The following is a 21551-nucleotide window of genomic DNA, read 5'->3' as shown; positions in this document are numbered from 1 at the left end:
GCGCAAGACTGTTCTTGCGCACTGGGTTGTAATGGACAACGTTGGCCGCCCAGCCTGTCCATCCACCTCCACCATGGCCCAGATCGATGCCCGTGCACGCAGCATGATTGCCACCTTCCGCCAGCTGGGCTGGCGCGATGGCGCCTGGCATGCCTGCGCGCGGTTGCTGCAGGCGGTGCCGGGCCAACGCTGCGCCCTGCACCGCTACCGCTTCGTGGCCCAACCGGTGGCGCCCGGTTCGCTGTGCCGGGGGCGCGGCAAGGCCATCGTGGTCGCGCCGTGCCTGTCGCCACAAGACTTGCCGGCCGGCCCGCCGCGGCCACGCGCCGTGCTGGAACAACGCTACCGCCAGGGCGCGCAATGCCTGGTGGCCCGCGTCAGCCATCCGGCGCCGGCGATGGCCGGCTGGCTGTGGCTGCTGCGCGGCGCCTGCCAGGAAGACGAGGTACGCGCGCGTTATCTGCTGGCGCCGCAGGCGTCGTGGGACCTCGATGTCTGGGTCCACCCCGACCAGCGCGGCGCACTGGTGCTGGCCCGCCTGTGGGAAGAAGCCAACGCCGTGCTGCATGCGCAGGGCGTGCGCTGGTCGGTGAGCCGCATCGCCCGAGCCAACCGCGCCTCGCTGGCGGCGCACGCCAGGCTGGGCGCCGTCACGCTGGGCTGGGCCACCTTCCTGCGCTGGGGGCGCTGGCAATGGATGGCGTCGAGCCTGCCACCCTATCTGCACCTGTCGCGCCACCCCGGCAGTTTTCCCCGTTTTGCCTTTGACGCCCGCATTCTTCCCGCCACCCCAACCCTGGAGATCCCATGCCACAAGCCGAAGCCGTAATCGCCATCCTGCGCACCACCCTGGGCCTGGGAAACAGGCCGCTGGCGCCAGGTACGCCGCTGCTGGGCAGCGTGCCCGAACTCGATTCGATGGCCGTGATCGGCGTCATCACGGCGCTGGAGGACCACTTCGGCATCACCGTCGAGGACGACGACATCCACGCGCGCCACTTCGCCAGCGTTGCCACGCTGCAGGCCTTTGTCGATGCCAAGCTGGCGCAAGCGGACCTGCGCCGATGATGAACGCCACCACCAGCCTGCTGCCGTTCTTCCTGCCAGCCAGCGACGGCCAGCGCTACTGCCTGCTGCACCTGCCGGCGCCGGGCCAGGCGGCGCGCGGCGGCATCATCTACATCCACCCGTTCGCCGAAGAACTCAACAAAAGCCGCCATGTGGCCGCGATGCAGGCGCGCGCGTTTGCCGCTCTGGGGTACAGCGTGCTGCAGCTGGACCTGTACGGTTGCGGCGACAGCAGCGGCGACTTCGGCGATGCGCGCTGGAGCATCTGGCGCAACGACCTGCACCTGGCCTGTGCCTGGCTGGCGCGGCGCGTCGACGGCCCCCTGACCCTGTGGGGCCTGCGCCTGGGCGCGCTGCTGGCGCTGGACGTCGCCGCGCATCCGCCGCTGCCGCTGGCGCGCCTGCTGCTGTGGCAGCCGGAACTCGATGGCCCGCGCGTCATCGACCGCTTCCTGCGCCTGCGCCTGGCCGGACGCATGCTGGGCAATGGCGGCAATACGGAAGCGCCAGGCCATGCGCGCGAGGAACTGGCGGCCGGGCGCGCGGTGGAAGTGGCCGGTTATCTGCTGGCGCCCGAACTGGCGCGTGCGATCGACACGTTTGACGCGGCCACCGTTGCCAGCGCGCTGCGTCCGTCCGTGCCGGTCTACTGGCTCGAATATGCGCACGGCGACGCGCCGGTACTGCCGGCGCCCGCGCTCAAGCTGGCCACCCGATGGCGCAGCGAGGGCACGCCGCTGGCAATCGCCGGTTTTGGCGACGGCGCGTTCTGGAGCAGCGCCGAACTGATGGCGTGTCCGCAACTGCTGGAGACCACGCGCCATCTCTGCCGCGACTGGCTGGACCAGCCTGAAGGGGAGCGCGATGAAGGATGAGCGCCACGCCCTGCAGGCGGTGCGCGAACTGGCGCTGCGGTTTCGCTGCGCCGGCGACAGCGCGTCGCGCCTGGTCGGCATTCTCAGCCTGCCACCCCTGCCGGGCTCGCGCGGCGTGCTGATCGTCACGGGCGGGCCGCAATACCGGGCCGGCAGCCATCGCCAGTTTGTGCTGCTGGCGCGCTTCCTGGCCGCGCGCGGCATGGCCGTGCTGCGTTTCGACTACCGGGGCATGGGCGACAGCGAAGGCGCGCCGCGCGACTACCGCGAAGTCGAACCGGACATCGCCGGCGCACTGGCGCAGTTTTTCGACGCCGTGCCGGCCCTGCGCGAGGTGGTGTTGTGGGGACTGTGCGACGGCGCCACGGCCGCCGCCTGCCACGCGCCGCGCGATACCCGCGTCTGCGGCCTGATCCTGCTCAACCCCTGGGTGCGCAGTCCGGCCGGGCTGGCGCGCGCCACCTTGCGCCACTACTATCTGCCGCGCCTGATGCAGGCGGACTTCTGGCGCAAGCTGGCCGGCGGCGGCGTGCACATGCAGGACAGCCTGGCCTCGCTGCGCCAGGTGGCCGCCGACAGCCAATCGGAAACGCGTGACACGGCGGCGCCGGCGCCGATGCTGTTCGAGGCGCTGCGCTGCTTTCGCGGCAAGGTACTGCTGATTCTCAGCGGCGACGACCTGGGCGCGCGCGAATGGACCACCTTGCAGCAAAGGGAACCGGCCTGGCGCGAACTGGGCGCGAGCCGTACCTGGCGCGAGGAACATATCGACGGCGCCAACCACACGTTTTCCAGCGCCAGCGCGCGTGCGCAGGTGGAACGGCTGTGCGCCGACTGGATCGCCGCATGAGCACACCGCGCCGCGTGCTGATGGTTGCCTACCATTTCCCGCCGCTGCAGGGCGGCAGCGGCGTGCTGCGCACCCTGGGCTTTGCGCGCTACCTGCCCGAGGAGGGCTGGGAACCACTGGTGCTGAGCGCCAGCGCGCGCGCCTATGCGCAGACGGCCGGCAGCGCGCAGCTCGATGGGCAACTGACCGTGCGGCGCAGCATGGCGCTGGACGCGGCGCGCCATCTGTCGCTGCGCGGGCGCTATCCGGGCTGCCTGGCGCTGCCCGACCGCTGGAGTTCCTGGTGGCTGAGCGCGGTGCCGGCCGGGCTGGCGATGATACGGCGCTACCGGCCCGATGCCATCTGGTCCACCTACCCGATCGCCACCGCCCACCTGATCGGCCTGAGTCTGCACAAATTGTCCGGCCTGCCCTGGATCGCCGACCAGCGCGACCCGATGCTCGACGACAGCGACCCGCAAGCGCCGTACCCGCCGAATCCCCGCGTGCACCGGCTGCACCGCTGGATCGAGCAGCGCATCGCGGCAAAAAGCGCCGCCATCGTCTGCACCACGCCGGGCGCACTGGCCGCGCACCGCCGGCGCCTGGCGCAGGTCGAAGCCGGCCGTTTCCATCTGATTGAAAACGGCTACGACGAAGCGGGTTTTGACCGTGCCAATTGCGCGCCGGCCGGCCACCGCAGCCGCTTCCTGCTGCTGCACAGCGGCGTGATCTACCCTTCCGAACGCGATCCGCAGGCGCTGTTCGAGGCATTGGGCCGGCTGCGCCGCGACGGCGTGCTGGCGGCCCACAATTTCCAGCTGCTGCTGCGCGCCACCGGCCACGACGCCTGGCTGGCCACCTTGCTGGCCAGGTACGGCATCACCGAGCTGGTGACGCTGGCGCCTCTCCTGCCGCACCAGGAAGCGCTGCGCGAAATGCAGTCGGCCGATGGCCTGCTGCTGCTGCAGGCGGCCAATTGCAATGGCCAGATCCCGGCCAAGCTGTATGAATACCTGCGCTGCCGCCGGCCCGTGCTGGCGCTGACCGACCTGGCCGGCGACAGCGCGGCCAAGCTGCGCCTGTGCGGCATCGATACCATCGGCCAGCTGGCGTCCTGCAGCGACTGCGCGCGTGCGCTGCTGCGCTTCCTGGAACTGGCGCGCCAGGGCCGCGCACCGCTCGCCAGCCCGTCAAGCATCGCGCTGCAGTCGCGCCAGGCGCGCAGCCACGCGCTGGCCGCAGTGCTCGACCAGCTCACTTACCGGAGCCCGACATGAAAATTTTCGTCCTGATTGCCGCCTGCGCCTGCTTCGCCGGCGCCAGCGCCGCGCCATCGAATTGCCCGCCGTATGTCAAGAGCGATCCGGGCGGCGACTACACCAACTCCGACGACCGCGCCGGCCTGGTGGTGGTCGAGCAGTACCATTTTTCGCGCGACGTGGAAGCACTCAGGAAGGGCATGACGGGCAGCCTGGGCAGCGACATCAGCTATACGCTCGAGCACTTCCCCAACCACCACCGCGCGCTGGCGGCGATGGCCAGGCTGGGCGTGCGCGACAAGCGCGTGCAGCCAGTCGGCGCGCGCTATACGGTCGGCTGCTACTTCGAGCGGGCGATCGCGTTTGCGCCGCACGACGCCACCGCGCGCATGGTGTACGGCAATTACCTGCTGGCCACCAGCCAGGACGCAGCCGCGCTGGAACAGTTGCAGGAAGCGGCGCGCATGGCGCCCGAACACGCCACCATCCAGTACAACCTGGGGCTGATGCACGTCAAGCGCAAGGAGTACGCGCAGGCGCGCGACTACGCCGCCAGGGCCTACGCCCTGGGTTTTCCCTTGCAGGGCCTGAAAAACCAGCTGAAAAAGGCCGGCCAGTGGCAGGAGCCGCCAGCCAGGGCCGCCGACGCCGCTACGGCAGAGTGACAGCCGGGCGATCCGCCACGCTCGTGCGGCCGGTCGGCGACGCTGCCAATGCCTGCGCCAGCGCGGCGCGCGCCCCGGCCCTGTCTTCGGCATTGCCGATATGCGCCAGTTCCGCCGGCTGCAGCACGGTGGCCGTCAGCATCATGACATCGCCATACGGCGTGGCAAACGAGGCGGGGATGCCTGGCGCCGTGTCATCGATCAGCACGCCCACCTGTTCGTTCTCGTCTTCCAGGCTTTCCGGCGGCGACTCCAGGTCGAGCGCCATCGACACGCTGCCGTGGCGCTGCACCAGCAAATCGATCGAACCGTGGGCAGCCACATTCTGGCTCAGCTGGTAGATCAGGTCGAACAGCCACGATTGCGCGATATTGTCGCCATCAACGCTGCCCAGCGGCGCCTCGACGCATACTTCCACCAGATAGCCGAGCGGCTCGAAGATATCGTCGTCATCCTCGAACGGATCGCTCAGGCCATCGCTGGCGATAATAATGGAGCCGGGACGGCGGATCACGCGCCAGGCCTGGCGCAGCGACGGCCAGCGCGGCCCTCCCATGAACGATGGATTGACCAGCGGCGCCAGCACGTCGCCATCTACCGCGCCCAGGCTGGCATAGAAGGCATCGCGCGCGGCGCAGGCCCTGGCCAGCATCTGCGCGCCGGCCTCCTTGCCGGTGACCGCATGTTCGGACGGGGCTACGTAAGGGATCTCTTCTTCGCTCATTTTTTCTCCACGGGTTGGACTTTCGAGGCGGCCAGCACGGCACGCTGGCGCGCGGTATCGATATCGTCGGCAGTGGCCAGCGCCACGCCCATGCGCCTGCGCGCAAACGATTCAGGCTTGCCGAACAGGCGCAGGTCCGCGCCCGGCACGGCGAGGGCATCGGCCACGCCCTCGAACGCGATGCCTTTCGCGTCCAGCTGGCCATAGATGACGGCCGAGGCGCCCGGCGAGCGCAGCGCCACGTTGACGGGCAGGCCCAGGATGGCTTTCGCGTGCAGCTCGAATTCGCTCTGCACCTGGCTGGCCATGGTGACCATGCCCGTGTCGTGCGGACGCGGGCTCACCTCCGAGAACCACACCATGTCGTCCTTGACGAACAGCTCGACGCCGAACAGCCCCAGGCCGCCGAGGTTGTCGGTCACCTTGCGCGCGATCTCGCGCGAACGCTCGAGCGCCAGCGGCGCCATGCGCGCCGGCTGCCACGACTCCACATAGTCGCCCTGCACCTGCAAATGGCCGATCGGCTCGCAGAACTGCGTCTCCACCTGGCCCGAGCTGCCCACGGCACGCACCGTCAGCAAGGTGATTTCGTAATCGAAATCGATAAATCCTTCGACGATCACGCGCCCCGTATCGACGCGGCTGCCGCTGGCCGCATACGCCCACGCGGTTTCCACGTCCGCCGCGCTATCGAGTTTGGACTGGCCCTTGCCCGACGACGACATCACGGGTTTCACCACGCACGGAAAGCCGATCTCCTGGCAAGCGAGCTGCAACTCCTGCAGGCTGCTGGCAAAGCGGTATGGCGACGTTGCCACGCCAAGTTCCTCGGCCGCCAGGCAGCGGATACCCTCGCGGTTCATCGTCAGCTGCGCCGCGCGCGCGGTCGGAATGCAGGTAATCTGCCCGGCCGCTTCCAGCGCCGCCAATGTATCGGTGGCGATCGCCTCGATTTCCGGCACGATCAGATCCGGTTTTTCCAGATCGATCAGGGCCGCCAGCGCCACGCCGTCGCTCATGTCGATCACATGCGAGCGGTGCGCCACCGGATGGCCGGGCGCATTCGGATACCGGTCCACCGCAATCACCTCCACCCCCAGCCGCTGCAGCGAAATGATCACCTCCTTGCCCAGTTCGCCGGAACCGAGCAGCATGACCTTGATGGCGGTGGAAGACAAAGGAGTACCGAAAGTGCGGGGCGTGAGAGCGTGGGTCATGGGCAGAAGAAAAGGCGTAAGGAAAGATGGCAGGAACTATAACAAATGAAACCATTCCTGGACAGGACGCACGGAAAACAGCAGACAAGGACAAGGACAAGAACAAAAGCAACGGCCACCCTGCGCAAACCACCAAATCCCGAAACGGCCCAAGTCACCAGCCAAGGCTCCCCGGGCCAAGCGGGCCTGAAAAATGTCGGGGGCAAGGCGCGGCGATGAAGACAGTACGCAAGTACGCCGAGGAAGCCGCAACGCCGCCATCGGCATTTTCTCATGCCCGCGACTCCGGCCCGCTATTTTTAAGCTTTTCAACAAGGAAATCGATAAAAACACGGAGCCGCGAAGGCAGATGACTGCTGGTAGGCCACAATAGCCAGAAAGAGCCCTGCTCCTGCGTATATTCGTCCAGCACGCTCTCCAGTTGCCCCGCCGCCAGCTCACGCTCAACGGTAAAAGCTGGCAGGTAGGCAATCCCCTGCCCCTGCAGCGCCAAAAACACGCGCATCTCCACGCTATTGCAGACCATGGCAGGAGGTGGCGCCGGAGCATCGGGCGCCAAAGGCCACTGCTCCAGCCTGCCAGTGGCAGGAAACCGATAGTGCAATTGCCGATGTTGTCCCAACTGCGCCGGCGTGGCAGGCCACCCATGTTGCGCCAGATAAGCCGGCGCCGCCACCAGCAGCCGCCGGAAACCGCACAGCCGCCGCCGCGTCAGGCCGGAATCCTCCAGCGCCCCCGTGCGCACCACCGCGTCAAAGCCGTCGCTGACGACATTGACCAGGCTGTCCGAAAAATCCAGATCCAGTTCAATCGCAGGATACGCCCGCATGAACGCCAGGATTGCCGCCTGAAACAGTCCGCTATAACGCGGCAGGCTGATACGCAGTTTCCCGCTCGGGCCTTTGCTCGATGCACTCAGTTCCTGCTCCGCCGCCTCGACTTCAGCCAGGATGCGCCGGCAGCGCGCCAGAAAGTTTTCCCCTTCCACCGTCAGCGACAAATGCCGCGTGCTGCGCCGAAACAAGCGCGCGCCCAGCCGCGCCTCCATGCGCGCCACGCTCTTGCCGACCGCCGAGGACGACAATCCCAGCTGGCGCGCCGTGGCCGAAAAACTGCCGCTGTCGGCTACCTGCACGAACATGGCAATACTGCCCAGGCTATCCATCCATATCCTTTCGCTATCGATTCGAGACATTTCTGTCCGCTATGCTCGGCAGTGTAGCCGCTTTTTCTGCAATCATCGCGCGGCCATACTCGCTGTTTTCTTCCACCGCGAGTTGCCATGCTTACCGTTTCATCATCTTCCACCCGACTGCTGCTGTCGCTGCAGGTATTGGCCGCCTGCCTGACGGGGCTGTTGATTCCCCTGTCGTTTACGGGGCCGGCCGTGGTGCTGCCTGCCCTCGGCACGCTGCCGGGCGCCAGTGCGCCGGCGCTGAACTGGGTACTCAACGCCTACATCCTCAGCTATGGCAGCGCCATGATGGTGGCCGGCAGCCTGACCGATGTGCTGGGCCGGCGCCGCGTCTGGCTGGCCGGGCTGGCACTGTTCTGCCTGTCGACCCTGGCGATTGCCGCCGCGCCTTCGGTGCCGCTGATCGCCGTGCTGCGCTTCGTGCAGGGCCTGGGCGGCGCGGCCGCCTTTGCCGCCGCCATGTCTTCACTGGCGCCGCTGTTCCAGGGAGCGGCGCGCAATCGCGTGATGAGCCTGCTGGGCACCACGTTTGGCGTGGGTCTCGCCTTCGGTCCGCTGGCGGCCGGCGCCATGCTGGGCGTGGCGCACTGGCCGGCCGTGTTCCACGCCACCGCTGTCCTCGGCTTGCTGGGCCTGCTGCTGGCCGCCGCCAGCGTGCCACGCGATCCGGTGCTGGCCACCGTGCGCCTGGACTGGGCCGGCGCCGCCACCTTCAGCAGCGCGCTGGGCCTGCTGACCGTGGCGCTGTTGCTGGCGCCGGAACACGGCTGGCGCGGCGCCGCCGTGCTGGGACCGGCAACCGCTTCGCTGCTGCTGGGGTGGCTGTTCGTGCGGATCGAAAAAACCGTGGCGCAGCCGCTGCTGGACCTGTCGCTGTTTCGCCAGCGCCGCTTTGTCGGGGTGCAGGTGCTGGCCGCTACGCCCGCGTTCCTGTTCATCGTGCCGGTGGTGATGCTGCCGGGCCGCCTGATCGGCTTTGACGGCCTGTCGCCGCTGGCGGCCGGACAGCTGATGATGGCGCTGGCCGCGCCGCTGCTGGTGGTGCCGCTGCTGGCCAGCGTGCTGCTGCGCTGGTGCGGCGCCGCAAGCCTGTGCGCGGCCGGCCTGCTGCTGGCGGCGCTGGGCCTGTCCTGGCTGGCCGTGGCAGGACCTGGCGTGTTGCCGCTGCTGCTGATCGGCGCCGGCATCGGCTTGCCGTGGGGCCTGATGGATGCGATGGCGCTGAATGTCGTGGAAGCACGGCGCGCCGGCATGGCGACCGGCATTTTCAATACGGTGCGCGTCTCGGCCGATGGCGTGGCGCTGGCGGTGGCGGGCGCCGTGCTGGCCGGCCTGATCGGCACGGGCCTGGCCGCTGTCCTGCCGGCGCAACTGCCGATCGCGCAGGCGGCCAGCCGCGCGGCCTTGGGCGACTTGCAGCAGGCGGCGCAACTGCTGCCAGGGCAGCTGGACCTGCTGCGCGCCACCTATGCGGTTGCGTTTCGCCAGCTGCTGCTGTTCTTGTCGGCGCTGGCGGTGGCGACTGCCTCGCTGCTGCTGTATCTGCTCAAGGAGCCGCGTCAGGCATCGACGCCGTAGGCCACCGCGATCAATAACAGGGCATTATTGCAGGCGCGGGCAAACGCGGTGGTGGCGTAGGCCGCCGCCACGCCAGGCTCGCGGTAGCGCAGGTAGACAAAGCTGAACATGGCGCCTGAACCGAGCGCGACGATAGCATGCAGCAAGCCGCCGCTCAGGTAATGCACGACGCCCCACAGGATCGAGCCAATGAAGACGCTGAGCGGCTGGCCCGCGCCGAAGCGCTTGAGGATTTCCAGCGGCAGCAGCTGGCCGAGGAAGGTTTCGAGGATGGGAGAATAGATCACGACCCAGAACAGCAGCAGCGGCAGCGACATTTCGCGCTGGAAGCGAGCCAGTCCCGTGTGCGCGCCCCAGTACTGGGGCGGCAGCAGCGCTTTGGCGACAAACAGGATGGCAAAACAGAGGATGCAGGTGACTATCGCCCAGCCGAATGCGTGCAGGGCGTTGCGCAGCACCGGCAAGCGCGCCTTGAAGGCGAACTCCGGGCTGTCCACATCGTGACGCCTGTGCAGCTGCATATGCGATCCTGGGGTGCGCTGGTCCGGCTGTCATTGTAGCGCGGAACAGGGACACCGGCGCGCACCCGCCGTGCGAGCGTCAGGCTGCCAGCAGCAGCGGCCTGTTGTGCGTCAGCTGCGACTGCGCCAGCTTGAATATGCCCACTTCCTGTTCCAGCTGCTCGGCCTGCTGCTGCAGTTCATGCGCGGCGGCCGCCGCTTTTTCGACCAGCGCCGCATTCTGCTGCGTCACCTTGTCCATGTCGACAATGGCGCGGTTGACCTGCTCGATGCCGGCGCCCTGTTCCTGGGTAGCGTGGCTGATCTCGGCCATGATGGAGGTCACGCGGCTGATGCCGGCCACCACGTCGTGCATGGTGGCGCCCGCCTGTTCGACCAGCACGGTGCCGGTACCGACCTTGCTGACGGAATCGTGGATCAGCGCCTTGATTTCATGCGCGGCGGCGGCCGAGCGCTGCGCCAGGCTGCGCACCTCGGAGGCGACCACGGCAAAGCCGCGTCCCTGCTCGCCGGCGCGCGCCGCTTCTACCGCCGCATTCAATGCCAGGATATTGGTCTGGAACGCGATGCCGTCGATCACGCCGATAATGTCGACAATCTTGTTCGACGAGGCATTGATCAGGCCCATGGTCAGCACCACTTCGGCCACCGCCTTGCCGCCCTGTTCCGACACGGCGGACGCATCGCGTGCCAGCTGGTTGGCCTGCTGCGCGTTTTCCGCATTCTGGCGCACGGTGGCAATCAGCTGTTCCATCGACGACGCCACTTCTTCCAGCGAACCGGCCTGCTGCTCGGTGCGCTGCGACAGGTCGCGGTTGCCCAGCGCAATTTCGGTCGAGGCCGCGGCAATGGTTTCCGTTCCATGGCGCACCTTGCCGACGATGGCCGACAGATTGTCACGCATGGTCTTCATGGCAAACAGCATGCTGCTGTCGTCGCCAGCGCGCGTGACGACCTCGATCGCCAGTTCGCCATGGGCGATGCGGTCGGCAATCGCGGCCGCGTAGTCGGGTTCGCCGCCAAGCTGGCGCAGCAGGCGGCGCGTGATCAGGGTGGCCACCACCGCGCTCAGCAGCACGCTGGCCACGGCCAGCAGCGCAATCCAGCGCACCGAATGATCATAGATGGCATGCACGGCGTCGCTGGCCAGGTTTGACTCCTGCTGCACCGACTTGAGCATGATGTCGATATCCTCGACAATCTGGCGCCGCAGCGGGCTGCATTCATTGACGAGAAAGTCGCCGTATTGGTCCATTTGCTGCGCTTCGCGGTACACGCGCGGGCGCTGCAGTTCCTGCGCCATTTTCTTCAGGCCGGCGCTGACCTTGTCGAAATGCGCGTCGCCGGCAAACTGCGGCGCCAGCTTCGCCAGCGCGTCGAGGTACAGCGCCTTCTGCTGGTCGAGGATGGCCAGTTCGCGCATCGCCGCGGCCTGGTCGCGGAAAATATAGGCGTTGCGCGCCGCCAGGCCGGTCTGGTCGAGCGCCTCGCGCGCCACGTACAGCGGCTCCAGTTTGGTCTGCTGGACGGTTTCCTGCGTGCGCATGGCGTCGGAAATGGCGCCGATGCGCAACAGCGCAAACGCGGCCAGCACCAGCAGCAAGGCGACCAGCGCGCCAAAGCCCAGCGTCAGCCGCGTGCCTATCTTGAGATTGTTCTGTAACTTCATGATGATTCCTGTTCCGGGTAACGAACATATGGCCGAACGAACGGCATCCAAAGGGTAGTTGGTGCTGATGCGGCAAGTATCCGCAAGTGGATACCTGCCGTTGACTGGCGTTTTCTGGGGCTGTCGGGGTGTTCAGGCAGCGACGGCGGCAAAGAATGAGTGCGCCTGTCGTGCAGGCGAAACTATAACCCAAAGGAAATAAAAAAGATTTCCAGAAACTTAATTTCGATGCTTAAAAGCACTAATAATTTGTTTTAAAACAAATTATGTGCGATAACGCACGTTGCCACGCGAGCCGTTTTCACGTGCACGCTGCCGCCGTGCCAGGTCAAGCATTCGGCCCTGCGCCCGAAGCCAGCGCGATTAACTGGTTATAATTGCCGCATTCTTTCAAATCGAGGTTGAGTATGAAGTGGGCCTTGCTGGGCATTTTTGTCATATCCGTTTTACATATCCACTTTCGCGGCAAGGTGCGCCTGCCGTTCCGCCGCCAGATCTTCGACCACTCGTCGTTCATGGCGCCGCTGAACATGTTCATGCACGCCTTTTCGAAAGTGCCGGCCACGCCGTATCTGGCCGTGTCGGATTTTCCCGAGCTGGTGCCGCTGCAGCAGAATTGGCAGGTCATCCGCGATGAAGCGCTGAAACTGCAGGAGCTCAAAAAGATCAAGGCGGCCGAAAAGAACGACGACGTCGGCTTCAATTCGTTTTTCAAGTACGGCTGGAAGCGCTTCTACCTGAAATGGTATGACGCCAGCCACCCGTCGGCCCAGCAGATGTGCCCGCAAACCTATGCCTTGCTGCAATCGATTCCGTCGATCAAGGCGGCCATGTTTGCGGAACTGCCGACTGGCGGCAAGCTCAATCCGCACCGCGATCCGTTCGCCGGTTCGCTGCGCTACCATCTGGGCCTGCAGACGCCGAACGACGACCGCTGCTTTATCGATGTCGATGGCGAGCGCCATAGCTGGCGCGACGGCCAGGCCGTGATGTTCGACGAAACGTATATCCACTGGGCGCGCAATGACGCCGACAGCGATCGCATCATCCTGTTCTGCGATATCGAGCGCCCGATGCGCTTCCGCTGGACGCAGGCGCTGAACCGCTGGCTGGGCCGCACCCTGATGACGGCGGCCGCCTCGCCCAACGAACTGGGCGACCAGGCCGGCGGCATCAGCAAGCTGTTCCGCATTTCCTGGAGCATGGGACAGTACCGCCGCCGCTTCAAGGCGTGGAACAAGACCGCTTACAACCTGACGCGCATCCTGCTGGTGGTGGCCGTGATCGCGCTGATCTACTATATTTGAGGGTTGGCCAGAGCCAGCATCGCAAAACCGCCTTCGGGCGGTTTTGTCATTTCTGCGCCACGTATCCGCCGAAAAAGCCATGCTGTCAGGCAAACTAATCACAATTATGATAGTATGCTATATACTTTCAGCCTGAGCCTTTCATGATCGACTTCCAGAAAACCCTCTCCGCAGGCCATATGACCAGCCGCGCGGCGCGCCTGTTTTCCCGCGTGGCCGACCGCAGGCTCAAGCTGATCGGCATGGCGCCCGGCCAGTTGCCCGTCTATTATGAATTGGCGAAGGGCGCGCAGCTGACGCAAAAAGCGCTGGCCGAGGCTGCAGCCGTCGAGCAGCCGACCATGGCGGCGACCCTGTCGCGCATGGAGCGCGACGGCTTGCTGAACCGCGCGCCGGACCTGAAGGACAAGCGCAGCAGCCTGTTCAGCCTGACCCCGGCCGCACTGGGCAACGCCGCGCTGGTGCGCCAGATTATTGATGACGGCAACAATGCCGCGCTGGCCGGCTTCAGCGACGCGGAACAGGCCGCCCTGCTCGACATGCTCAACCGTATTATCGCCAACCTCGACGGCAGCAACAGTCCCGATACCGCCTTGCCGCCGAAGTAAGCCACATTTTCGCCGTATCCAGTCGTCCTCCACGGTGCAGAGGAACCGACTCTCTGTCACCCCGCACCATCGGGCTGCGCCAGGATGGACTGGCCGCCTGTTCAACAACAAAAAAAGGAATTCCCGTGCTCTCTTCCGGCTCATCCTCTCCTTCCCGGCTGCGCTATGTGCCAGCCCTGCTCATGATCCTGTCGGGCCTGTTCCTGGCCATAGCCGGCGCCCGCCTGGCGACCCTGGGCGGCAGCTGGTTCTACCTGCCGATGGGCCTGGCCACGCTGGCCGCCGGCGTGCTGCTGTGGCGCGCAAAACCCGCCGGCGCCCTGCTGTTCGGCGCCGCCCTGATCGTGGCGCTGATCTGGGCGCCGCTCGACGCCGGCTGGAATTTCTGGCCGCTGGTGTCGCGCCTGTTCGTGTTCGGCGTGCTGGCCCTGCTGGCCGCGCTTGTCTACCCGGGCCTGCGCCGCGCCGCTGGTTTGCCGTCCGGCAAGGGTGCGTATGGCGTCGCCGGCCTGATCGCCGTCTGCCTGGCCGTGACCGCCGTCAATTTCTTCCTGCCCAAGTCCGTCATTGAAGCGGACGTGATCGCCAAAGTCACCCCGGTGGCGCCAGGCAAGGCACAGAAAGACTGGCTGCACTGGGGCAATACCACGGCCGGCAACCGCTTTGCCGCGCTGGACCAGATCAACAAGGACAATGTCGGCGGCCTGACACTGGCCTGGACCGCGCATACCGGTGATGTACCGCAAAGCAATGGCTCCGGCGCGGAAGACCAGAACACCCCGCTGCAAGTGGGCGACACGCTGTATGTCTGCACCGCCTACGGCAAGGTGGTGGCGCTCGACGCCGACACCGGTGCGCAGCGCTGGAAATACGATCCGCAAGGCAAGGCGCCGAACTGGCAGCGCTGCCGCGGCCTGGGCTACCATGACGACGACGCCGCCGTCCCGGCCGCGCAGCCGCTGCCGGCCACCGCCGTCGCCAACGCTGCGCCCGCCGCCTGCCGCAAGCGCATCCTGCTGCCGACCATCGACGCACGCCTGATCGCGCTCGACGCCGCCACAGGCCAGCCGTGCGCGGACTTCGGCCAGCAAGGCATCGTCGACCTGACAACCGGCATGGGCGAAGTCAAGCCCGGCTACTACCAGCAGACCTCGACACCGCTGATCGCCGGCGACCTGGTGGTGGTGGTGGGCGGCCGCGTGGCCGACAATTTTTCGACCGGCGAGCCGCCGGGCGTAGTGCGCGCCTTCGACGTGCACACGGGCGAGCTGGCCTGGGCTTGGGATCCGGGCAACCCCGCCATCACCAAATTGCCGCCGCCAGGCCAGACCTATACGCGCGGCACGCCGAACGTCTGGTCGGCCATGTCGTACGACGCGCCGCTGGGCCTGATCTACCTGCCGACCGGCAATGCCACGCCGGACTTTTTCGGCGGCACCCGCACGGCGCTGGACGACAAATACAGCTCGTCCATCGTGGCCGTGGAAGCGAAGACCGGCAAAGTGCGCTGGCACTTCCAGACCACCCATCACGACCTGTGGGATTTCGACCTGCCGGCCCAGCCACTGCTGTACGACATTCCTGACGGCAAAGGCGGCACCCTGCCCGCGCTGGCGCAGGTCACCAAGCAAGGCGAAATCTTCCTGCTCAACCGCGTCACGGGCGAGCCGATCGCGCAGGTCGAAGAACGCAAGGTCCCGCAAGGCAATGTGCCGGGCGAGCGCTATTCGCCGACGCAGCCGTTCTCGGTCGGCATGCCGTCGATCGGCAATGCCACCCTGAAAGAGTCGGACATGTGGGGCGGCACCGTGTTTGACCAGCTGCTGTGCCGCATCTCGTTCAAGGGCATGCGCCACCAAGGCGTCTACACGCCGCCGGGCCTGGACCAGTCGCTGCAGTTCCCGGGCTCGCTGGGCGGCATGAACTGGGGCAGCGTCTCGGTCGATCCGACCACCAGCTACATGTTCGTCAACGACATGCGCCTGGGGCTGGCCAACTACATGATCCCGCGCGCCGAGATTCCAAGCGGCGCCAGCGGCATCGAAATGGGCGTGGTGCCGCAAGTGGGCACGCCGTTCGGCGCCATGCGCGAGCGTTTCCTGTCGAAAGCGGGCATCCCTTGCCAGAAACCGCCGTTCGGCACCATGTCGGCGATCGACCTGAAAACCCGCAAGCTGGTGTGGCAGGTGCCGGTCGGCACGGTACAGGATACGGGTCCGATGGGCATCCGCATGAAAATGCCGATTCCGATCGGCATGCCGACCCTGGGCGCCTCGATGTCGACCCAGTCCGGCCTGCTGTTCTTTGCCGGCACGCAGGATTTCTATCTGCGCGCGTTTGACAGCGCCACCGGCAAGGAAATCTGGAAGCAGCGCCTGCCGGTGGGCAGCCAGTCCGGCCCGATGACTTATGTGTCGCCGAAAACCGGCAAGCAGTACATCGTCGTCAGCGCCGGCGGCGCGCGCCAGTCGCCGGACCGTGGCGATTATGTATTGGCGTATGCCTTGCCGGACAAAAAGTAAATTGGTGTTGGGGGGTGTTGTCGGATTACGCGCTGCGCGCTAATCCGACCTACGATGCAAAAACTTGCCCGATAAAAAATAATACATCACGCTCATTGCGTAGGTCGGATCAGGTCCGCAGGACCGTAATCCGACAACATTGCTGGCCAAACCAATGGCGATGTGTCATTTCACCGGCTCGAACGTGACCACCAGCCCATCGCCGGTGGTCCTGATCTGCGTCGGCACGAACTGCACCCCCGCATAGCGCAGCTCGTCCGGCTTGAAGGTGTACACCGGCGTTTCATGCATCAGCTGATCGCCGACCAGGCTGGCCACCTTGGCAAACTGCCGCTGCTGCGACTCATCCATCCCCTCGATACTGACCTTGTCCACGCTGGCGTCCGACAGGTACACGGCGCTGCGCTGGGCATCCAATACCAGGCGGCCCGACAGGGCCAGGTTGCCGCGCCAGTGCTGGCGGATGAATGGCGGCGTGACGCTGGCGTCGACGGACAGCGCGACCCGCTCGCGCTCGGGCTGCAGCGACAGCTGCGGATTGCTCAATTTCACATCGAGCACCGACATCACGCGCTTGTCGATCGGAAAACGGCGCTCCAGCCCTTGCTGCATTTTACCGAGCGACACCGTCACGTCGCGCGGACCGGACAGGGTCGAGCAGGACGTCAGCATGGCACCGGCAAGGATGGCAAGGGTGGCGGTTTTCAGCAAGGGGCGCACGGCGTTCAGGTTCATGACGATTCTCGAAAAATAGGTGTGGCTATCTTACACAGCCGTGTGCGGCTGCACAAAACAAATCCGGCGCAGACCTTGCAGTCCGCGCCGGATTTTTTGATGTTACCGCCAGCGAAAAGCGCTTAGCGGACGAACAGGGCGATCAGGATCACGATCGGCAGGGGGATGCCCAGCAAGAGCAAGAGGATGGAACGCATGGTGTTTCTCCTGTAAAAAGTGAGAGGAATTAAATGGTCACATGGCGCAGTACGCGCTCATGGTCGCGCTGACGTCCGCCAGCGGTAGCTGCCAGTGCGGCAACAAAGGCGCCAAGCAGCAGGGCCACGAACATCCACAGGGCGGTATGGGCGCCAGCCTTGCGTGCCGTTTCAGCAGCTTGCTGGGCTTTGGCCTTGGCATCAGCTGCGGCTTTGGCAGCGCGGCCATAGACGGCGTCGACGCGGGCTTCGGCATCGGCCTGCGAGATGCCGGTGCGTTTGGCAACTACCTGGCCCAGATAGGCGCGGTCGTCGGCGGCCAGGCTGCCGGCGGACAGGCTGGTGGCAAAGATCTTGCCGATTTCAACGCGCTGGTCGGCCACATTGACCGAGCTGTCGGCAGCGGCCGGCACGGCCGGCGCACCAGTGGCGGCGGCAGGCGCAGGCGCGGCGCGCAGCAGCATGTCGGAGAAATAGTCAAGCGGATTGGTGGTGCTGCCACCTTCATCCGAGTTCGCTGCCGCTGCACCGGCACCGGCTGCCGCAGCAGGCGCTACCGCCGCTGCCGCACCGGCGCCCGCATCAATGGCGCCGCTCAGGACGGCGCGCGTGCCACCGGCCAGCAAGGCGACGGTGACCAGCGTGGCCACGGCCCAGGCCAGCAGGCCGTGGGCGGTATCGCGGAAATGCACTTCATCGGTATGCACCGAACTCCATTTGCTGCGCAGGCGGCCGGCCATGTAGCCGCCGATGCCGGACGCGGCCAGCTGCATGAACGCCAGCCAGGCGATGGTGCCCACGCCGATGGCGGTGGCGTTGAACGACCATGGCGATACCGACGACAGGCCCAGGCCCACGCCGAGGATCAGCAGGATGAAGGACAGTGCGGCGGCCGCTGCGGCGCCGGCAATGACGGCGCCCCAGGAGACGCCCGGTTGATTCAGGTCCGAGACGGACAGTTGTGTCGCTTGCATAAAATTCCCCTTGGATAGATGTGTGGTTGATTGGTGATCAGGCGGTGGCCATCAGTTGTTCCTTGCGGGCGGCCATCTCGTCGCCCAGCGCATCGAGGTCGACGGCCGTCTTGCGCACCTTGGGAAACATGTCGCTTTCTTCTTCCTTGACGTGGTGTTCGATCTGCTCGGACAGCACGGTGACCTTGGCGTCGTACAGGTCTTCGGTCGGGTCCATGGCGAGGATTTGCGCGATCAGTTCCTTGGCGCTGGCGTGCTCCACCACCGCCTCGTCCATCAGGTCGCCGTCATGGATGGGGCGGCGCACGGCCGGATAGAAGATTTCTTCTTCGATCTGGGTGTGCACGGTCAGTTCATGACAGATTTGATCAGCCAGTTTTTTCTTGGTGGCGAAGGAACGGTCGCTCAGGCCCTCGTACTGTTCGAACAGTGCCTTGACGGTCTTGTGGTCCTTCATTAATAAGCTGATTGCGTTCATGGCGCCTCCTTGTTGTTGATGTGACCAAGGATGCCGCGCAGCGGAAAAGTCGTATGTGCGACGCCATACACAAGAATGATATTGCCCCCTCCCGGGAACAATTACGGATGATTAATTATTTGATGCCATGGTGATTCATCAAATCGTACAGCGTGGGCCGGCTCACGCCCAGCAGTTCTGCCGCCTTGACGATATTGCCGTCGGAACGCGCCAGCGCGCGCACCATCACCCGGTATTCGGCCGCGTCGCGCGCCTGGCGCAGATTCAGGCTCTCTTCCGGCGCCGTCCCCTGGGCGCCATCGGGCAGGCCCAGATCCTCGACCGCGATCAAAGGCCCGTCGCACATGATGACGGCGCGCTTGATGCAGTTTTCCACCTCGCGCACATTGCCGGGCCAGTGATACGCCTCGATCGCCTGCATCGCGTCGCTGCTGAAATGCAGGCTGGCGCGCGCTTCGCTGGCGCAGAAGCGGTTCTTGAAATGGTGGGCCAGCAAGGCCGGGTCGCCAGCGCGCTCGCGCAGCGGCGGGATGCGCAGCACGATTTCGCTGAGGCGGTAATACAGGTCCTCGCGGAAACGTCCCTGCCCCGCCAGCGTTTTCAGGTCTTGGTGGGTGGCGCAGACGATGCGCACATCGACGGCGATCTCGCCGCGCCCGCCGACCCGCTCGATCACGCGCTCCTGCAGGAAGCGCAGCAGTTTCGCCTGCAGCGCCAGCGGCATGTCGCCGATTTCATCGAGAAAGAAAGTGCCGCCGTGCGCCAGTTCGATCTTGCCCAGCGTCTGGCGCGCCGCACCTGTAAACGCGCCTTTTTCATAACCGAACAGTTCGCTTTCAAGCAGGTTCTCGGGAATCGCCGCGCAGTTGATGGCGACGAAACGCTGCGCGCTGCGGTTCGAGAGCGCATGCAAGCCGCGCGCGATCAGCTCCTTGCCACTGCCCGAGTCGCCCAGCAGCATCACGCTGGCCGACGACGGCGCCACCTTTTCCACGCTGCGGCACAGTTTCAGCATGCCGGGATCGCGGCTGACGATGCCGGCCAGCGGCGAGTCCAGCTGCGTCTGCAGCATGCGCCGGTTCTCCTGCTGCATCGCGTGCAGGTAAAACGCGCGCGCGATCACCAGCCCCAGCATGTCGGCATCGAATGGCTTCTGGTGAAAATCGTAGGCGCCCAGCGCGATCGCCTTTAACGCATGCGCGCGCTCCTGGTTGCCGGACAGGACGATGATTTTGGTGTCGGGCGCCAGCGCCAGGATCTGCTGCAAGGTGGCAAGCCCTTCAGTGGCACCGTCGGGGTCGGGCGGCAACCCCAGGTCCATCGTCACCACGGCGGGCTGATGGCGCCGCACCTGCGCCAGCGCCGCGTCACGCTCGCCCGCCAGCAGCACCTCGTAGCCGTCGAAGCTCCATTGCAGCTGTTTTTGCAGGCCGGGATCGTCCTCGATTACCAGCAATTTCTGCTTGCCCATGCGGTTTCCTTTACGCTTGACCGTTCACGCAGCGATGCCGCCATGCAACGGCAGGATCACGCGAAACGTGGTGCCCACCTGCGGCTCGCTGTGCACCTCCAGGCTGCCGCCCACTTCGCGCAGATATTCGCGGCTCTCGAACACGCCGATGCCCATGCCGGCCGTCTTGGTGCTGTCGAACGGCTTGAACAGGCGCTCGCGGATGAATTGCTCGCTCATGCCGCCGCCCGTATCGTTCAGTTCCACCACCGCCGTCTGCCGCTCGCGCAGCAGGCGCACCGCCACCCGCCCGCTGCTGGCGGTGGCTTCGACGGCGTTCTGGATCAGGTGGCCCAGCACGCGTTCGAGCCGCGCGCGGTTGGCCAGCACCGTCAGTTCGCCATCGACGATGTCAAGCTGCGGCGCGGGCGCCAGGCTAGCCTTGGCCGCCACCGCCTGCTGCAGCAGGCCATCGAGCAGCAGCGGTGCGGCCGCATCCGGCGCTTCGCCGCGCGCCAGCTTTTGCAGCAGGGTCTTCATTTTCTGTACCGAATGGTCGAGCGTGACCAGCATGTCCTGCTGAAACGCCGGATTGGCGCGGTGCTTTTCCGCATTGGCGAGCAGGAGCGACAGCTGGAACACCAGGTTTTTCAGGTCGTGCACGATAAAGGTGGACATGCGGTTGAACGACTCGAACTGGCGCGCCACCATCAAGGTATCGAGCGACTCGCGGTGCGCCAGGTAGCTGGCGGCCTGGCTGCCGGCAATTTTCAGCACGTCGCGCACCTCCCAGTTCAGGGCGATGTGCGTGCGCGGCTGCGCCAGCGCCACAAAGCCGAACAGGCGGCCATGCAGCATCAGCGGCACCAGCAGCCAGATGGCAGGCAGCGCCAGCAGCGAGGCCGGCATGACCAGATCGCCATACTGCTGCGGATCGCTGCGCCAGTCGGCCACTTCGATCACCCATTGCCGCGTTTCCAGGAAGCGGCATAGCGAGCCGCTCGTGGGCTCGGCGGGCAGCCCGGGCGGCCAGTTCCAGCTGGCCACCGGCGTCATGGCGTGCGGCGCCATCGCATCCGTTTCGCGTGCAATCCACAGCGCACCGGCGGGACTTTCGACCAGCTGCGCCACGGCCTGGATGGTGCGCTCGCCCAGCGCCGGGCCATCCTCGGACAGCGTGCGCGTAAAGCGCAGCCACTCCTCGCGGTAATCGAAGCTGGCCTGGTAAAAATGCTTGTTGATCAACACTTTCAGCCGGGCCCGCAGCGCGCCGGAAAACAGCACGCCGGCCAGCAGCAGCATCGCGCCACCCAGGTAGGCAACTTGCATCAGCGCTCCCCAGGCACCGCCAAAATAGCGCAGATAATAGGCGCTGGCCGCCATTGCCAGCAGGTAGATGGCCGAGCCCAGCAGCGCTGCCGAGCGGAACAGCATCTGGCGCGACACCGACAAGCCCAGCGCCCAGCCCGGATTGCGCGCGGCCGACACGGCCAGCAGCGGTGCGCACAGCGCGTCGACGATGCCGCGCGCGGCCCAGATATCGTCATTGATTTCGCGAAACAGCAACGCGTCGCTATATAAATAAAAATCATAGGCAAACAGCCCCCCCGCACCCAGGCAGGCAAACTTGATGCCCCAGCGCTTCTGCTGCGGCGTGTTGCGGTACCACTGTTCCAC

At 65.8% G+C, this 21551-nt stretch carries 20 protein-coding genes; 10 read left to right on the top strand and 10 right to left on the bottom strand.

Going from position 1 to position 21551, the window contains the following annotated elements; all coding sequences use genetic code 11:
* Nucleotides 1-73 precede the first annotated feature (73 nt).
* From RTQ46_RS18335 to RTQ46_RS18310, 6 genes are read left to right on the top strand one after another with little or no spacing between them, the layout of a single operon-like run.
* A complete protein-coding gene (locus tag RTQ46_RS18335; RefSeq protein ID WP_312438827.1) occupies nt 74-829 on the top strand; it encodes a hypothetical protein in 756 nt (251 codons plus the stop codon).
* The gene (locus tag RTQ46_RS18330) at nt 808-1068 is read left to right on the top strand and encodes an acyl carrier protein (protein ID WP_312438825.1); all 261 of its coding nucleotides are present in this window, start codon (nt 808-810) and stop codon (nt 1066-1068) included. The genes RTQ46_RS18335 and RTQ46_RS18330 overlap by 22 nt, the downstream gene beginning before the upstream one ends.
* Nucleotides 1065-1943: a hydrolase 2, exosortase A system-associated gene (locus tag RTQ46_RS18325; RefSeq protein WP_312438822.1), complete on the top strand. Its 879-nt coding sequence runs from the start codon at nt 1065-1067 to the stop codon at nt 1941-1943. Before RTQ46_RS18330 ends, RTQ46_RS18325 begins: the two co-directional genes overlap by 4 nt.
* Nucleotides 1933-2793 (top strand): hydrolase 1, exosortase A system-associated, encoded by an 861-nt coding sequence (locus RTQ46_RS18320; protein WP_312438820.1) that lies wholly within the window; start codon nt 1933-1935, stop codon nt 2791-2793. Before RTQ46_RS18325 ends, RTQ46_RS18320 begins: the two co-directional genes overlap by 11 nt.
* On the top strand, nt 2790-4052 hold the full coding sequence (locus RTQ46_RS18315) for a glycosyltransferase (RefSeq protein ID WP_312438818.1): 1263 nt from the start codon (nt 2790-2792) through the stop codon (nt 4050-4052). The genes RTQ46_RS18320 and RTQ46_RS18315 overlap by 4 nt, the downstream gene beginning before the upstream one ends.
* Entirely contained in the window at nt 4049-4699 is a 651-nt protein-coding gene (locus RTQ46_RS18310) for an ABC transporter permease (protein ID WP_312438817.1), read from the top strand. The genes RTQ46_RS18315 and RTQ46_RS18310 overlap by 4 nt, the downstream gene beginning before the upstream one ends.
* Here RTQ46_RS18310 and RTQ46_RS18305 read toward each other — a convergent pair.
* From RTQ46_RS18305 to RTQ46_RS18295, 3 genes are all read right to left on the bottom strand, one after another.
* On the bottom strand, nt 4686-5423 hold the full coding sequence (locus tag RTQ46_RS18305) for a hypothetical protein (RefSeq protein WP_312438816.1): 738 nt from the start codon (nt 5421-5423) through the stop codon (nt 4686-4688). The genes RTQ46_RS18310 and RTQ46_RS18305 overlap by 14 nt on opposite strands.
* Nucleotides 5420-6640 carry a formate-dependent phosphoribosylglycinamide formyltransferase gene (gene purT / locus RTQ46_RS18300; RefSeq protein WP_312438814.1) on the bottom strand — a complete coding sequence of 407 codons (1221 nt, stop codon included), beginning with the start codon at nt 6638-6640 and terminating at the stop codon, nt 5420-5422. Before purT ends, RTQ46_RS18305 begins: the two co-directional genes overlap by 4 nt.
* 271 nt (nt 6641-6911) lie before the next feature.
* Nucleotides 6912-7805, bottom strand: a complete 894-nt coding sequence (locus RTQ46_RS18295; RefSeq protein ID WP_312438813.1) for a LysR family transcriptional regulator — start codon at nt 7803-7805, stop codon at nt 6912-6914.
* Between the two features lie 117 nt (nt 7806-7922).
* Between RTQ46_RS18295 and RTQ46_RS18290 the strand changes: the two genes are divergently transcribed.
* Nucleotides 7923-9413, top strand: coding sequence for an MFS transporter (locus RTQ46_RS18290; RefSeq protein ID WP_312438811.1), 1491 nt, complete (start codon nt 7923-7925; stop codon nt 9411-9413).
* On the opposite strand, the gene RTQ46_RS18285 is transcribed toward RTQ46_RS18290, so the two are convergent.
* On the bottom strand, nt 9395-9934 hold the full coding sequence (locus tag RTQ46_RS18285) for a CPBP family glutamic-type intramembrane protease (RefSeq protein WP_312438810.1): 540 nt from the start codon (nt 9932-9934) through the stop codon (nt 9395-9397). The two genes, RTQ46_RS18290 and RTQ46_RS18285, sit on opposite strands and share 19 nt — an antisense overlap.
* 79 nt (nt 9935-10013) lie before the next feature.
* Nucleotides 10014-11603 carry a methyl-accepting chemotaxis protein gene (locus RTQ46_RS18280; protein ID WP_312438809.1) on the bottom strand — a complete coding sequence of 530 codons (1590 nt, stop codon included), beginning with the start codon at nt 11601-11603 and terminating at the stop codon, nt 10014-10016.
* A gap of 407 nt (nt 11604-12010) precedes the next feature.
* On the opposite strand from RTQ46_RS18280, the gene lpxO reads away from it, so the two are divergent.
* From lpxO to RTQ46_RS18265, 3 genes are all read left to right on the top strand, one after another.
* Nucleotides 12011-12910, top strand: a complete 900-nt coding sequence (gene lpxO, locus RTQ46_RS18275) for a lipid A hydroxylase LpxO (RefSeq protein WP_312438808.1) — start codon at nt 12011-12013, stop codon at nt 12908-12910.
* Nucleotides 12911-13053: 143 nt separating this feature from the next.
* Complete coding sequence (locus RTQ46_RS18270; protein WP_312438807.1) at nt 13054-13518, top strand: MarR family winged helix-turn-helix transcriptional regulator; 465 nt, start codon at nt 13054-13056, stop codon at nt 13516-13518.
* A 182-nt stretch (nt 13519-13700) separates the two neighbouring features.
* Complete coding sequence (locus tag RTQ46_RS18265) at nt 13701-16040, top strand: glucose/quinate/shikimate family membrane-bound PQQ-dependent dehydrogenase (RefSeq protein WP_312438893.1); 2340 nt, start codon at nt 13701-13703, stop codon at nt 16038-16040.
* A 165-nt stretch (nt 16041-16205) separates the two neighbouring features.
* Here the strand turns inward: RTQ46_RS18265 and RTQ46_RS18260 are convergent, their stop codons facing one another.
* From RTQ46_RS18260 to prsK, 5 genes are all read right to left on the bottom strand, one after another.
* Entirely contained in the window at nt 16206-16775 is a 570-nt protein-coding gene (locus tag RTQ46_RS18260; protein ID WP_312438806.1) for a DUF1439 domain-containing protein, read from the bottom strand.
* Between the two features lie 226 nt (nt 16776-17001).
* Nucleotides 17002-17946: a hypothetical protein gene (locus tag RTQ46_RS18255; RefSeq protein WP_312438804.1), complete on the bottom strand. Its 945-nt coding sequence runs from the start codon at nt 17944-17946 to the stop codon at nt 17002-17004.
* Nucleotides 17947-17983: 37 nt separating this feature from the next.
* A complete protein-coding gene (locus RTQ46_RS18250) occupies nt 17984-18424 on the bottom strand; it encodes a hemerythrin domain-containing protein (RefSeq protein WP_312438803.1) in 441 nt (146 codons plus the stop codon).
* 115 nt (nt 18425-18539) lie between these two features.
* Nucleotides 18540-19895 (bottom strand): PEP-CTERM-box response regulator transcription factor, encoded by a 1356-nt coding sequence (prsR, locus tag RTQ46_RS18245; RefSeq protein ID WP_312438801.1) that lies wholly within the window; start codon nt 19893-19895, stop codon nt 18540-18542.
* 24 nt (nt 19896-19919) lie between these two features.
* Nucleotides 19920-21551, bottom strand: a 1632-nt coding sequence (prsK, locus tag RTQ46_RS18240) for an XrtA/PEP-CTERM system histidine kinase PrsK (RefSeq protein WP_312438799.1), incomplete at its 5' end; no start/stop codon positions are given.

Source organism: Janthinobacterium sp. (assembly GCF_031995485.1).
Taxonomy (GTDB): Bacteria; Pseudomonadota; Gammaproteobacteria; order Burkholderiales; family Burkholderiaceae_D; genus Janthinobacterium.
Note: the sequence above shows the minus strand (reverse complement) of the source record. Positions and strands in the feature narration are given on the sequence as shown.